We start from the raw sequence: 14456 nt of genomic DNA, 5'->3' as shown, positions 1-14456 counted from the left end.
AGACAACATATGAATTTAACTACCAAACTGCTTTTAGGAATAGGTCTGAGTGCCGGCTTCTTAAGCTACGCTCAGGATTTAGGCCAGGTGAGACCGGTATTAACGGGAGCTCCTTTTCTTAGAATCGCGCCGGATGCAAGATCTGGAGGTATGGGAGATCAGGGTGTGGTAACTTCACCGGATGCATTCTCTCAATTCTGGAATGCAGCAAAATATCCTTTCAGCAGAACAAGTTCTTCTATTGGTTTGAACTATACACCATACATGAGTAAACTTACAAATGATGTATTTTTATTATATGGTGCTTTTCATAAATTTCTGGGATCTGAAGAAAGATCTACCATTTCTGCCAGTCTCTACTATTTCAACATGGGAGAAGTAGACCTTACACAGTTGGTAGGAAACGAAGTAACTTCTATGGGTACTTCAAAACCAAACGAATTCTCGATTGATGTAGCGTACGGTCTTAAACTTTCTGATTCCTACTCAATGGCGGTTACAGGGAGATTTATCCGTTCAGACTTAGCCGGAGGATTCAACACAGATACGACGCTGAAGCCGGCAAACTCTTTCGCTGTAGATATTTCAGGGTATTACACTTCACCAAGATTTCAGAGTTTTGGAAATTACGAGGGAAAAGTGAACGGAGGTTTCGCCATCACCAATTTAGGTCCTAAATTAGACTATACCGGAAACGAAGAATCCAGATCTTATCTTCCTACAATGGCTAGGTTAGGTTTGGGATATGATATGTATCTGGATGATATGAACAGAGTTGGACTTTCTGTTGAAGGTTCTAAAATTCTGGTTCCCGGATCTGAATTTATCGGAAATGACCCTAACACAAGACAGCCAATGTATGCAGTACCAAACGTTGGTGTGATGGAAGGTATCGGAAAATCATTCAACAATACCAATTCTATCATGTACAGCGGTGCTTTGGAATATTCTTATGACAACGCATTTGCGTTAAGAGGAGGTTACTTCCACGAAAGTGAGGAGCAGGGAGCAAGACAGTTTGCTACTGCAGGTATTGGATTAAAGTACCGTTCATTCGGTTTAGATATTTCTTACCTTATAAATATGTCTAAAATCAATACAGCTTTAGATAACACACTGCGTTTCGGTCTTACCTGGAACATTGGTGCAGAAACATCTAATGTAGATTATTAAAAATATTAAATTTAATATACTCAAAAGCTCCATTCCCGGAGCTTTTGCTGTTTTCACCATCAAACTCCCCACTCCACTCCTCCCTCTTCCCTCTACCTCTCCCAAAATTTCAGGAAAATTAACAATTCCGTGATTAGATAACTCCATCAATCCACAGATAACCCTTATTTTTGCATAATGAACTATTCTTCGGAGCTTAAAAAAATAATTACCAGCCAATATGTTTATTCTGCGATAAGAATTACATTCGCAACGGTGATTCCGTGTTTGGTTTTAGCACATTTCGGATTGCTTAAAGAGTACTTTCTTTTTCCTTTAGGAACAAGTTTCGTGGCTTTGACAGATCAGCCGGGACCTTTTATCAGACGGAGAAACTCGCTGGCATTTTCTATTTTCTGTTTCACCATTGTTGCGTTGATAGCAAGTTTGGTAAAAGGAATTCTTCCCCTCGTTATCTTAGAAATTTTTGCTTTCGGAATGTTCTTTTCTTTAATCGGAGTTTACGGTCAGAGACTTGCAGCCGTGGGTTCTTTAGCATTGGTTGTTCTGGCAATTTTTATCGACGGGCATTTAACAGGAGCAAACATTTTTAAGAGCTTAGCTATTTTTGCAGCAGGATGCATCTGGTTTCTGTTGATTTTCCTTATTGTAACTACCATTCAGCCTTATAAACTGGCGAGTCAGATGATTGGTGAAAATTACCTTCAGCTGGCAGAATTTCTAAGGATTAAAGCCAATTATTATCAGAAAAATCCAGATTTCGATAAATTGAGCCTCCAGATCATCGGGAAGCAGGTAGGCATTAAAAATCTTCAGGAAGAAACCCGCGAAACCGTTTTTAAAACAAGAACAATCGTCAATGAATCCACCACTATCAGCCGATTGCTGATGCTGATGTTTTTAAATTCGATGGATCTTCATGAAAAACTGATGACCTCAGAAAGTGATTACAAAAAACTTCAGGAAAGTTTTGAAGACACCGAAATTTTAGTAAAAATTCATGATTATCTGAATATTCTTTCTGACGAGATTGCCAACATTGGGATCTCTCTGCAAAGCAGCACACGTGCAAGACCTATTTTGGATCTCCATTTTCACGAGCACGAGCTCAATGTACATTATTTCGAATTACGAAATAAAATGATGACACCGGAAACGCTTGAAAACTTCATGATTCTTCGTCAGATAATGATGAGAATTAATGATATCACCAAAGAGATTAATGAGATTTATAAGGTTTTTTCTCAAAACGTAAAACTGGCCAAAAGTCTTTCCACAGGATTGGATTTAAAAAAATTTTTACCGAATGAAGAGAAGATCAATTTTAAAGTTTTAAAAAGTAATATTTCGCTTACCTCTTCCCATTTCCGTCATGCAATCAGAATTACGATTGCACTTTTGATGGGGTATTTGGTTTCTTTACTTCCTTTTGTGGAGATTGGCCATACCTACTGGATTTTGATTACGGTTATTGCCATTTTAAAACCGGCCTACTCTATCACCAAACAGAGAAACTTTCTGCGTTTCTACGGCACCGTTGCCGGAGCACTGATAGCTTATGCTTTGCTGCATTTCGTTCATATTAATGCCGTTCTGTTCAGCATTCTGTTATTAAGCATGATTCTTTGTTTTACTTTTCTGAAAGGAAGATATTTCTGGGCAGTTTTGTTTATGACCATTTATATTTTTTTAAGTTTTAATTTTTTAAATCCGGGAAATGTAAATGTTATTTTTAAAGACAGAATTGTAGATACTTTTATCGCGGGAATTATCGCATTTCTTGTATCCTACATCGTACTGCCGGTTTGGGAACACACGCAGAATTTAGATTTAATGAAAAAATCTGCTGAATCCAATCTAAAATATTTTCACAGTGTAATGTCTAAATTCCTCAATGAGAACTTCAATGTGGAAGATTATAAAGTAAAGCGTAAAAACGCAATTATCTCTTTAGCCAATCTTTCGGATAATTTTCAGAGAATGATTTCTGACCCGAAAAACCAGCAGAAAAAACTTGAAGTGGTGCATCAGTTTGTTGCTACGTCCCATTTAATTACTGCTTACACGGCATCTTTATCTCAATATGCAAAAAGCACTCACACGTATCCCGAAATTGATTCTGAAAGCTGGAGCAGAAAAATAGAGTCTGAAATGAATCAGGTTTCTGCAATTCTGCATGGTGAAAGAATTACAGAGACTCTGAAAATGGACAGCCGTCTGGAACCTGAAGATTCTTCAATTGAAGATATGCTTCATAAAAGGAAAACCGAACTTTTGGAAAGAGAGCATTACGACACCCGGGACCCTAATAAAATATCACATTTAACCGAACTGAAAAACATTCAGGATGTGCTGGAACTAATTTACGATGTTGCAAAAGAGCAGCGTAAAGTGATAGAAAAATACCGTGACGAAGAGATTACTCCTCCACAATCGTAAAACAGTAATCATCAAAAAATTTCACACGTGCTTTCAGTTCATCCGAAATTTTGTCGTCATGCACTCTGCAACGGATATCATAAAGATGTTTCAGCCCAAAAGGTTTCACCTCGTAATGTTTTTTCAGAGACCAGTGTTTGGAATGGTGAATTTTATACATACTTTCTTTCACACTCCAGATGATGGTATAGAATATGACTTCCGCATCAGATGGGATGAACCCGCGCTCATTTTCGTAAGTGAATTTATCTATAACCCTTAAAATTTTAGGATTGAATTTCTCTATATCAATTCCTATTTTATTTTTTGAAACTGCTATCGCAGCAAAAGGATAAGAGTGTGTGATTGAGATTTCGGCATCGTTGGGAGAAAGAAAGGGCTCGCGTTCTCTGTACAGGATTTTAGAATCAGGTTTTAAACTTTTCAGAAGTCTCCTCACCATTAAAACTTCCAGGAGCTTTTTCGGATGATAATCTTTTACTTTTTCCGCATTTTCAGGCTCTAAAAGTTCATCTATATTCAAATCATCATTCCCGTCATATTTCCAGACAAGAATGGTGGCTTTATCATCAGAAAAATCCCGGTAAAGAGGCATCGTTTTGAATTATTGTGCAAAAATAACGAATTTTTTCTGGGATAATAGATGTTGTGAGAAGCAAGTTTGCCTACTCAGATTCTGAAATAAAAGCTGGCCTGAAAAATAATTGATTTATTTTTTTAAACTTATAATACAGCTTAATCCTCTTAAGTTTAAAGAAAACTGTGAAAACTCATATTTTTGAAGTAAAGGATGCGTTTTTTTTTCTAAACTATATGTTGTAATTTTGCACTTTAAATATTTGAATTTAAAATCATTCAGAAGATATGAGTACAACAACACAATACATTCCTTATAAAGTTAAGGATATCTCCCTTGCAGAATGGGGAAGAAAAGAAATTACCTTGGCAGAGGCAGAAATGCCAGGTTTGATGGCTATCCGTGAAGAATATGGGCCATCTCAGCCGCTGAAAGGAGCAAGAATCGCAGGATGTCTTCACATGACGATCCAGACTGCAGTTTTGATTGAAACTTTGGTTGCATTAGGTGCCGAAGTTACCTGGTCTTCTTGTAATATTTTCTCTACTCAGGATCACGCTGCTGCTGCAATTGCCGCTGCAGGAATCCCTGTTTATGCCTGGAAAGGTCTTAACGAAGAAGAATTTGACTGGTGTATTGAGCAGACTTTATTCTTTGGTGAAGACAGAAAGCCATTAAATATGATTTTGGATGACGGTGGAGATTTAACCAACATGGTTTTCGACAGATATCCTGAATTCACAAAAGACATCAAAGGTCTTTCTGAAGAAACAACTACAGGAGTTCACAGATTGTACGAAAGAATGAAAAACGGAACTTTGGTAATGCCTGCAATCAACGTGAATGATTCTGTTACCAAGTCTAAATTTGACAACAAATACGGATGTAAAGAATCTGCAGTTGATGCTGTAAGAAGAGCAACTGACATCATGTTGGCCGGTAAAAGAGTGGTAGTTTGCGGATACGGAGACGTAGGTAAAGGTACTGCTGCATCTTTCAGGGGTGCCGGTTCTATCGTTACGGTTACAGAAATCGATCCAATCTGTGCGCTACAGGCTGCAATGGACGGTTTTGAAGTAAAAAGATTAGATTCTGTAGTAGATAACGCAGATATCGTAATCACTACAACAGGTAACTTCAACATCGTAAGAAAAGAACATTTCTTAAAATTAAAAGATAAAGCTATCGTTTGTAACATCGGTCACTTCGATAACGAAATCGATATGGCTTGGTTAAACGAGAACTACGGACACACAAAATCTGAGGTTAAACCACAGGTTGACATCTATACTTTGGAAGAAGGTAAAGAGGTGATCATTCTTGCTGAAGGCAGATTGGTAAACCTTGGTTGTGCAACTGGTCACCCATCGTTTGTAATGTCTAACTCATTCTCTAACCAGACTTTGGCTCAAATCGAACTTTGGACTAATTCTCAGGCTTACGGAAACGAAGTGTATATGTTACCAAAACATTTAGATGAGAAAGTAGCAGCTCTTCACCTTAAAAAATTAAGCGTAGAGTTGGAAGTTCTTTCTACTGAGCAGGCTGAGTACATCGGTGTAGAAGTACATGGACCTTACAAGCCGGAATACTACAGATATTAATTATCGGTAATGAGCAATTGATAATGAGCAATTGATAATGAGCAATTGATAATGAGCAATCATTGGCAATCATCAATATACAACGCTTCGGAAATTTTTCCGGAGCGTTTTTTTATACAAATTTTCTCAAACTCTCCCACTTTCCACTCTCAAACCCTAAAACCCTAAAACTAAAATCTAATCAACTAAATTACTAAACCACTAGAATACTTCTCCTCAAACTCTCTCACTCTCCGACTCTCCTACTCTCAAACACACTAAAGAGCTTTTTCCCGCTATCCGCTGTTTCTTTTGCTCTTCGTTGTTCCTCATCACAAAAGGATGCCGCTGCTATCGGGGCTAGTCCAAGATTGCGCATACACCACCCCGTCAAAAAATCGAAGATTTTTCGCCACCCTCCAGAGGAGGGGAATTGACACATATATTAATTAACATGATTTCGGATTAAGCTTTAAGTATAAATTTTCACAGAGTTAAATCAATAGCGTCGGGCTTTAGCCAGATCTTTCTTATAATGAACATTATAAAGCTTTAGCCGAAACTTTAAGGTAGATTTCGGCTAAGGCCAAATGTATATCTTTTTTCCATGAATGGGTTAAAGCACATTCCTGTTGAATTATAGAATCTTTCTTATCTCGTATTCAAGTTATTGAAATCTATTCTTCACTAACTAACAGATATATTATCAAGTTTCAATTAATGTAGCCAACTCATTTTAAATTTAAAAACTTACACAGATATACTTCGTTTTTCCAATAAAAGTGATAAAATCCTATATTTCATCAGACAGATTCACAAAAAAATAATATATTTGATATCATTAATAAACAAAAAAACAAATAATGAAAAAACAGGGAGTTTCAACCGCATTCGTCGCAGCATCTTGGATAGCATTGGGAGCGGGAATGATAGGATTTATTGTAGGGTTGGCGAGAGCCGAAATGCAGCTTAACGAAAAAGGATATTATTTCACCATTCTGCTGTACGGTTTGTTTGCGGTAGTTTCACTTCAGAAAGCCGTGCGTGACCGTTTGGAAAACATCAAAGTAACTGATATTTATTACGGAATCTGTTGGTTTGCGACGCTTTCATCGATTGTTTTGCTGGCCATTGGTCTTTGGAATGCCACCATTTTACCAAGTGAAAAAGGATTCTACGGATTTGCATTTCTGCTGGCTTTATTTGGTGCCATCGCCGTCCAGAAAAATACGAGAGACAATATGACTCAGGAATAAAAGAGCTGAAACCCACCAGATCCGGTGGTTTTTTTTTTGGGTAAAATCACTATTTCACGAAATAATGAAAATTAAAATAACTATCTTTGATTTTCTTTTAAGATACCAAATTAAATTCAGAATAATGATTGTAGAAAATTACTTTTTTAAAATAAAATTACTAAACAAGTCTAATGCATCAAATTTAAGGATGATGGGCAAAACATTTGCGATGGTGCAGAGTTTTTACCAGCCTGTTAGCGATTTGGATGTTGCTTATGTGGCAGATTTCCATAACATTTTTAAGCGTGCTGCTGTTTTTCATTCTGACATAGCGGGATCGATCAGCTTTATCACTCTGAAAAATAAACCAGATGATATTTTACACAACTGCGTTTAATCCCAAGAGCTCAAAACGAAATATTTTTCACGCAGTGCAATGCTAAAGGCTTCCAACCAAAATATGATGTTTTGCAGAGAAAAATTAATGATGACAAAATTCATTTCAGAACCCCATCTTTAGTACTCTGCCCTGTTTAAATACATCCCCAAACACTTGAGAAATATCAGAATCATCAAAAGTTTACACCAATCCAATTAATATGAATAAAACAGTATTCACCTTAATCATCTCGCTTTTATGTTTTTTTCCAAAAGCACAGGATGAATTTATCACAACGTGGAAACCCAGCAACACCGCCAATATCCTTCCAAACAATCCTCCATTTCCATCTTCTGCTACACAGGCATGGGCTCCTTTTGCAGGAACAGATTATAAAATTTCCTGGGAAGAAGTAGGCTATCCTGCTCATAATTCTACGATCAGTAATGTTACTTCTCAGTATCAGGTCTTACTGGATTTTGGCACCGCTCATAATCCAATTCCGGCTAACGCCACCTATACAGTAAAAGTGAGCAATGGAAACGGTAATTTCCACCGTATTTATTTCAGCGATGATGATCCCACAAATACCATTGGCCATCTTGGAGACAACGCTAAAATTGTACAGATCAACCAATGGGGATCTACAGTATGGTCTTCTATGCGTAATGCTTTTTCAGGATGTATGAATTTAAATATGACTGCTAGTGATATTCCCAATCTGAGTGCTGTAACAGATATGTCTTCTATGTTTGCCGGCTGCTCATCTCTTATCGGTAACAGTTCTATCAACAGCTGGGATATTTCCGGTGTAACCAGTTTACAGGGTATTTTCATGTCCTGCACTGTTTTCAACCAACCTATAGGAAACTGGAATACCGGTAATGTACAAAACATGGGTACAGTGTTTCTGATGAATCAAAACTTTAATCAACCCATAGGAAACTGGAATACTTCTCAGGTAACCGCCATGGACGCGATGTTCAATAACGCGAAAAGCTTCAATCAGCCCATCGGCGACTGGGATGTCTCTAATGTAGATGAAATGGAATTTATGTTTGCCAACGCATGGGTTTTTAATCAACCTCTGGCCAACTGGGATGTGTCTGGAGTGTGGCAGATGAACCACATGTTTTTGAGTGCCAAGGCCTTTAATCAGCCTATCGGAAACTGGAATACCTCTGCTGCAACTGTCATGCACGGGATGTTTTATAATGCTTCAGTCTTCAATCAACCCATTGGAAACTGGAACACTTCGAATGTTACCAGTATGAATACGATGTTTCAAAATGCCTCTGCCTTCAATCAGAATATTGGCAGCTGGAACACTTCACAAGTTAATAATATGAGCAATATGTTTACCGGTGCTGCAAATTTCAATCAAAATCTGGGCAGCTGGAATCTCAGCTCACTTGTCAATGCATACAGCATATTTCAAAATTCCGGACTGAATTGCCAAAATTATGACAGTACGCTGTACGGCTGGAGCTCAAACCCTTCTACAGCAAGCAATATCAACATCAGCAGCGCCTCACCAATGATTTACACGCATCCCGCAGCAGTAAATGCCAGAAATTACCTCATCAACACCAAAGGATGGACGATAACAGGAGATACGTATGACGACAAATGTGTTTCAGCTCTATCTACACAGGAAGCTGCATTTTCTGACGATTTCAGTATTTATCCGAACCCGGCGTCAGATTTTATTTATTTTAAAAATTTAAAGGCTGCTGTGAGCTACAGGATTTTTGACAACAGTGGAAGGTTAGTTTCGAAAGGCGAATCAGAAAAAGACCGAATTGATATTAGAAATTTAACAAAAGGAAACTACATACTTCAAATCACAATGAATAAAACAATAAAAATCCTTAAAATTGTAAAGAATTAACATTAAATAAAAACGATATGGAAAGGTCATTCTTTACCTTGATCATTTTATTGTTTTGTTTCTTTTCAAAAGCACAAAACGAGTTTATTACGACTTGGAAACCGCAAAGTTTTTCCAATTCAACTTTAGCTGATGCTCCCTTCCCGTCATCCTATACCCAGGCGTGGGCTCCTTTTCGGGGAAACAATTATACGATCTTTTGGGAAGAAGTAGGTTATCCCTCGCACAACATGACTATGAATAATGTTACCTCTGCCTCACAGGTGCTTCTGGATTTTGGCACGCCACTTAATCCAAATCCTCAAAATGCGTCTTACAGAGTAAAGGTAAGCAATGGCAATGGTAATTTTCATAGGGTTGCATTCAGAGATGATTTTCAAAACATGGCTCAGACCTATTCATTCGGAGATACAAATAAGATTACAGAAATCAATCAGTGGGGTTCTACGGTATGGTCTTCTATGAGAGGAGCTTTTTACGGATGCAAACTCTTAAATATGACGGCAACCGACAGCCCGAATCTCAACAATGTTTCAGACCTGTCTTACATGTTTGGAAATTGTGAAGCACTTACAGGAAATGCATCTTTCAACAATTGGAATACCGGCGCAGCCAATACTTTACTGGGCATCTTCAGCGGCTGTACATTATTTAACCAACCTATAGGAAACTGGAATACGTCTAATGTACAGAATATGAAATATGTTTTTACATCGGCTCAGAATTTTAATCAGCCCATCGACAATTGGAATACTTCTCAGGTTCTTACGATGGAAGAGATGTTCAACAGTGCCAAAAGCTTCAATCAGCATATCGGCAGCTGGAACACAGCCAATGTCGTCAATATGAAAAATATGTTTATCAACGCGTGGGCTTTTAACCAGCCGGTCGGCAGCTGGAACACTTCTCAGGTAACAACTATGGAAGGTATGTTCACTTTTGCAAAAGCCTTCAACCAACCCATAGGAAACTGGAATACTTCAAACGTAACAGCCACGCATTCTATGTTTTTTGGTGCAACGGTATTTAATCAACCGATAGGAAACTGGAATACATCAAATGTCACTGTGGCGCATGGAATGTTTTTTATGGCAGTTGCCTTCAATCAAAATATCGGAAGTTGGGATACTTCCCAGATGATCAACATTCAAAATATGTTTAATGGAGCTACAGTTTTTAATCAGAACTTGGGAAACTGGAATCTCTCGTCACTCGTTTTGGGACAGGGAATGTTTTTTAATTCCGGTTTAACCTGCCAGAATTATGACAGGACGCTCTACGGCTGGAGCCTGAATCCTGCAACTCCCAATAACATCAGCCTTCAAAGTGCATCGCCGATGAAATACGCTCATCCGGCTGCAGTGACAGCGAGAAACTATCTCATCACCTCAAAAGGCTGGTCTTTCACCGGAGACAGTTACCAGCCGACATGTGAGTCAGATTTATCAATCTCTGAAGCCACTCTTTCAAATGGGATATCAGTCTATCCTAATCCGGTTTCAGATTTTATTTATTTTAAAAATTTAAAAAATACAGGGAACTACAAAATTTTCGACAGCAGCGGAAGAATTGTTTTACAGGGAAAATTGAATGTAGACAAAACTGATGTAAGAAATTTAACCAAAGGAAATTATCTGTTTCAGATCAAAACTAAAGAAGCCTTGATCAATCTTAAATTTATCAAAAAATAACCTACCTGTCTTTAACTCAAAAATATTTAAAAAACCTTTTTAGACTTTATTATTTTAAGACTTTACAAACCATAAAAACCAAAGAAAGGTAAAGAAAACCGCGTACTTTCTGTTTAAATTTTTACAGGGTGAAGAAAAATTGCCATAATAAAAACAACATCACACCAAAATATTATGAAAAAATCACTTTTATTATTAATTTTAATTCTGTTTTCGCTTTCGGTCACGGCTCAGAATGAATTTATCACTGTCTGGAAACCCTCTAATGCTTCCACAACAAATATATTTGGAGGTATCCCTTCCACGGCTACACAAATATGGTTTCCAGGTACTGGCAATAATTTTAATGTTGCCTGGGAAGAAGCAGGATTTCCTACACATAACGGTGTTCTGTCTAATATCAGTTCATCCAAAAACTTTCTGATTGAATTTGGCAATCCGCAAAATCCCGTGCCAGCCAACGCAACTTATATTGTGAAAGTAAGCAACGGAAACGGAAATTTTGAGGCAGTAAAATTTCCTGACACATTTTTCCCAACCCCGATTGATGTTCCTCCGCTTGTAAACATATACAGCGGAGATGCCAAGAAAATCCTGAATGTTTCACAATGGGGAAACATCCATTGGAACAGTATGGAATTTGCATTTATGAACTGTCAGTTTCTCAATGTTTCAGCGACAGATTTGCCGGATTTATCAGACGTAACAACCGCACAGGCTATGTTTTTTTCAAGCGGCTTGGTTGGTAATTCGAGCATTTCTCTCTGGGACACCTCCAGTATTACCAATATGGCGTATATGTTTGGGCAAACCGCGTTCAATCAGCCATTGGGGAATTGGGATGTTTCGAATGTCACAGATATACGGTGGATGTTTCATGCATGCTCAAACTTCAATCAACCACTCAACAGCTGGAATACATCGAGTGTAGTACGTATGGATCATGTATTTCATTATTGCAATGCTTTCAATCAGGATCTTTCAAACTGGGATACTTCAAATGTCACCCACATGGATCTGCTTTTTGGCGCGGCAGATATATTTAATCAGGATCTCGGTACCTGGGATTTATCTTCAGTAGTTGATGGATTACAAATGCTCAGCGGAACCGATTTAAGCTGCAGCAATTGGGATAAAACACTTTTCGGATGGTCTAATAATCCCAATTCTCCCAATAATTTTAATCTGGGAAATGTATCTTCAGCAGTCTACACACATCCGCTTGCCGTCTCCGCAAGAAACAACCTCATCAATGTAAAAGGATGGACATTTTCCGGCGACGTTTACGACCCCACCTGCGAATCTGATCTGTCCACTTCAGAAACCATTTTTGAAAAGGAAAGTTCTATTTACCCAAATCCTGTATCTGATTTTATTTACTTCAAAAACATAAAAAATACTGACAGCTACAAAATCTTCGATCACAGCGGGAGAGTTGTTTTGCAGAACCATTTTAATTCAGATAAAAATCAAATTGACGTCAGAGTATTATCGAAGGGAAATTATATTCTCCTGTTAAAAACAAAGCACTCAATGAGGACGTTTAAATTCATTAAAAAATAAGTACTTTCTTTAAAAACATCAACTTCATCTTAAAATCACTCATTACCACATTAATTTTGATTTTTTATATCATAAATTGAATAACTTTCAGGAAAGATTCATGCACATCTGCAACATACTTTCCCACTTCGGAAACAACCCATAGCACTGCTGCAGGGAGTTTTCTGTATGTCAAATACAGTTTATAAAAAACAAAATCCGCTTCGTGGCGGATTTTGTTTTGTTTTTAAATATCGAAATGATTGGGATGTTTAGATTTAACATCATCCACCGTTCCCAAAACTTTATCTTTCAAAGCATCCTGGTATTTCTGAAGATTTTCAGAAACTGTGTCGTCTGCACTGGCAATGATTTTTGCTGCCAGAATTCCTGCATTCAAAGCTCCGTTCAAAGCAACTGTCGCTACGGGAATTCCGCCCGGCATCTGAAGAATAGAGAGAACAGAATCCCATCCGTCTATAGAATTGCTTGATAAAATCGGAACTCCAATTACAGGTAAGGTAGTGCAACTCGCGACCATTCCCGGTAAATGTGCGGCTCCTCCGGCTCCTGCAATGATTACTTTCAATCCTCTTTCTTTCGCTGTTTTGGCGTAATCAAACATTCTTTCAGGCGTTCTGTGCGCGGAAACCACCGTCAGTTCGTAAGGGATATCAAGTGATTTTAAAAATGTTGCTGCCTGTTCCATGATTGGCAAGTCGCTCTGACTTCCCATTATTATTCCTACCATTTTCGTCAGTTTATTAGATGGTTCAAAGATAGAGATTTAAAATTCAAGGTTCAAGATTTAAGATTTAAGATTCGGGATATGGGTTGCAAGATTTGAGATTTGAGATTCAAAACTACTTTAAATTGAAATACTGGAACAATATACTATTAAACCAATAACCAACTAAACCACTAAATCATTAATCAACAAAGTCACTAAAATATAAAACCACTAAATTACTCAACCACTAAACTGCAAAACCATCCCAAATTCTCTATCTTTGCCGCTACAATTCTCTGTCTTGAAAGATCTCAAACTCACTTTAGCCATTCTCACCGTTGCCATCGTTTGGGGAACCACTTTTTTATCGATACGTGTTGCCGTGGAAACCATTCCGGGATGGTTTGTGGCAGGGATCCGTCAGTTTCTGGCAGCCATTATCATGATGCTGATTCTTCTCTACCGAAAGGAATTCAAATGGATTGGCTGGAACAACCTTAAATATCAACTCATTTTCTCAACACTCATGCTCATTATTGCCAATGGAATGACAACCGTTGCAGAAGAAAGGGTGACGAGCAGTCTGGCATCTCTGGTGAGTGCCTGTTCGCCAATTATCGTTTTTCTGGGAAGCATTGCAATCGGTCTGCAAAAGTTTAGCTTCAGGGCAATGACGGGGATTATTCTCTGTTTCAGCGGAATTCTTTTTATCTTTTGGGACGGTTTGAATGACCTTTCCAATCCTGAATATCTCTTGGGTGTGATTTTCCTGTTTATCGCCATTTTCGGTTGGGCATCAGGAACAATTTTCACAAAGAAACTCAATCTTCAGAGCGGAAATATAACCCTGAATCTCTTCTACCAATTTATCTTTGCCGGAATTGTGCAGCTTTGTTTTGCACTGGCATTTTCAGATGATTACAATTTTGAAAACTGGAGCTTTAATAGTATTTCAGCGATGCTTTATCTTTCGGTTTTCGGTTCTGTGGCAGCATTTTTTGCCTTTCATTATGCTTTAACCAAAATTTCGCCGGTTCAGGTTTCTATTTTAACTTATTTTAATACTATTATCTCCATTTTCCTCAGCTGGTTGATTTTGAATGAAAGTATTTCAGCTAAATTTTTATTAGCTGCAGTTCTGATTATTGGCGGTGTTTTTATCATAAACTATTCGCCGGAAATGTTTAAGAGAAAACAGATTGAAAGATAATTT

The 14456-nt window shown here is 37.9% G+C and carries 11 protein-coding genes; 9 read left to right on the top strand and 2 right to left on the bottom strand.

The window, feature by feature from the left end; translation table 11 throughout:
- Positions 1-9: 9 nt before the first annotated feature.
- The gene (gene porV, locus ASG31_RS04015) at positions 10-1173 is read left to right on the top strand and encodes a type IX secretion system outer membrane channel protein PorV (protein ID WP_056028273.1); all 1164 of its coding nucleotides are present in this window, start codon (positions 10-12) and stop codon (positions 1171-1173) included.
- 177 nt (positions 1174-1350) lie between these two features.
- Entirely contained in the window at positions 1351-3612 is a 2262-nt protein-coding gene (locus tag ASG31_RS04010; RefSeq protein WP_056028270.1) for an FUSC family protein, read from the top strand.
- Here the strand turns inward: ASG31_RS04010 and ASG31_RS04005 are convergent.
- Positions 3593-4207, bottom strand: coding sequence for a 4'-phosphopantetheinyl transferase family protein (locus ASG31_RS04005; protein WP_056028267.1), 615 nt, complete (start codon positions 4205-4207; stop codon positions 3593-3595). The genes ASG31_RS04010 and ASG31_RS04005 overlap by 20 nt on opposite strands.
- Positions 4208-4476: 269 nt before the next feature.
- Here ASG31_RS04005 and ahcY point away from each other — a divergent pair, with 269 nt between their 5' ends.
- The 6 genes from ahcY (at position 4477) to ASG31_RS03975 (ending at position 12534) form a co-directional block, all read left to right on the top strand.
- Positions 4477-5793: an adenosylhomocysteinase gene (gene ahcY / locus ASG31_RS04000; RefSeq protein ID WP_056028263.1), complete on the top strand. Its 1317-nt coding sequence runs from the start codon at positions 4477-4479 to the stop codon at positions 5791-5793.
- 842 nt (positions 5794-6635) lie between these two features.
- Positions 6636-7028 carry an inner membrane protein YiaA gene (gene yiaA, locus ASG31_RS03995; RefSeq protein WP_056028260.1) on the top strand — a complete coding sequence of 131 codons (393 nt, stop codon included), beginning with the start codon at positions 6636-6638 and terminating at the stop codon, positions 7026-7028.
- A gap of 124 nt (positions 7029-7152) precedes the next feature.
- Positions 7153-7407: a BspA family leucine-rich repeat surface protein gene (locus ASG31_RS03990; protein ID WP_157844432.1), complete on the top strand. Its 255-nt coding sequence runs from the start codon at positions 7153-7155 to the stop codon at positions 7405-7407.
- 202 nt (positions 7408-7609) lie between these two features.
- The gene (locus tag ASG31_RS03985) at positions 7610-9280 is read left to right on the top strand and encodes a BspA family leucine-rich repeat surface protein (RefSeq protein ID WP_056028256.1); all 1671 of its coding nucleotides are present in this window, start codon (positions 7610-7612) and stop codon (positions 9278-9280) included.
- A 17-nt stretch (positions 9281-9297) separates the two neighbouring features.
- The gene (locus ASG31_RS03980) at positions 9298-10971 is read left to right on the top strand and encodes a BspA family leucine-rich repeat surface protein (RefSeq protein ID WP_056028254.1); all 1674 of its coding nucleotides are present in this window, start codon (positions 9298-9300) and stop codon (positions 10969-10971) included.
- A gap of 174 nt (positions 10972-11145) precedes the next feature.
- Positions 11146-12534, top strand: a complete 1389-nt coding sequence (locus tag ASG31_RS03975; protein WP_056028248.1) for a BspA family leucine-rich repeat surface protein — start codon at positions 11146-11148, stop codon at positions 12532-12534.
- A 226-nt stretch (positions 12535-12760) separates the two neighbouring features.
- On the opposite strand, the gene purE is transcribed toward ASG31_RS03975, so the two are convergent.
- Positions 12761-13264 (bottom strand): 5-(carboxyamino)imidazole ribonucleotide mutase, encoded by a 504-nt coding sequence (gene purE, locus ASG31_RS03970; protein ID WP_056028245.1) that lies wholly within the window; start codon positions 13262-13264, stop codon positions 12761-12763.
- 280 nt (positions 13265-13544) lie between these two features.
- Between purE and ASG31_RS03965 the strand changes: the two genes are divergently transcribed.
- Positions 13545-14453 carry a DMT family transporter gene (locus ASG31_RS03965; RefSeq protein WP_056028241.1) on the top strand — a complete coding sequence of 303 codons (909 nt, stop codon included), beginning with the start codon at positions 13545-13547 and terminating at the stop codon, positions 14451-14453.
- The last annotated feature ends 3 nt before the right edge of the window (positions 14454-14456 follow it).

The organism is Chryseobacterium sp. Leaf404 (assembly GCF_001424145.1).
Lineage (GTDB): Bacteria > Bacteroidota > Bacteroidia > Flavobacteriales > Weeksellaceae > Chryseobacterium.
The sequence above is the reverse complement of the archived record's forward strand: the minus strand, read 5'-3'. Positions and strand labels throughout refer to the sequence as shown.

Coding starts and splice junctions, on each gene's coding strand:
- ASG31_RS03990 (WP_157844432.1), top strand. CDS start 7,153: ATGATTGTAGAAAATTACTTTTTTAAAATAAAATTACTAAACAAGTCT.
- ASG31_RS03980 (WP_056028254.1), top strand. CDS start 9,298: ATGGAAAGGTCATTCTTTACCTTGATCATTTTATTGTTTTGTTTCTTT.
- ahcY (WP_056028263.1), top strand. CDS start 4,477: ATGAGTACAACAACACAATACATTCCTTATAAAGTTAAGGATATCTCC.
- ASG31_RS03975 (WP_056028248.1), top strand. CDS start 11,146: ATGAAAAAATCACTTTTATTATTAATTTTAATTCTGTTTTCGCTTTCG.
- purE (WP_056028245.1), bottom strand. CDS start 13,264: ATGGTAGGAATAATAATGGGAAGTCAGAGCGACTTGCCAATCATGGAA.
- ASG31_RS04010 (WP_056028270.1), top strand. CDS start 1,351: ATGAACTATTCTTCGGAGCTTAAAAAAATAATTACCAGCCAATATGTT.
- ASG31_RS03985 (WP_056028256.1), top strand. CDS start 7,610: ATGAATAAAACAGTATTCACCTTAATCATCTCGCTTTTATGTTTTTTT.
- yiaA (WP_056028260.1), top strand. CDS start 6,636: ATGAAAAAACAGGGAGTTTCAACCGCATTCGTCGCAGCATCTTGGATA.
- porV (WP_056028273.1), top strand. CDS start 10: ATGAATTTAACTACCAAACTGCTTTTAGGAATAGGTCTGAGTGCCGGC.
- ASG31_RS04005 (WP_056028267.1), bottom strand. CDS start 4,207: ATGCCTCTTTACCGGGATTTTTCTGATGATAAAGCCACCATTCTTGTC.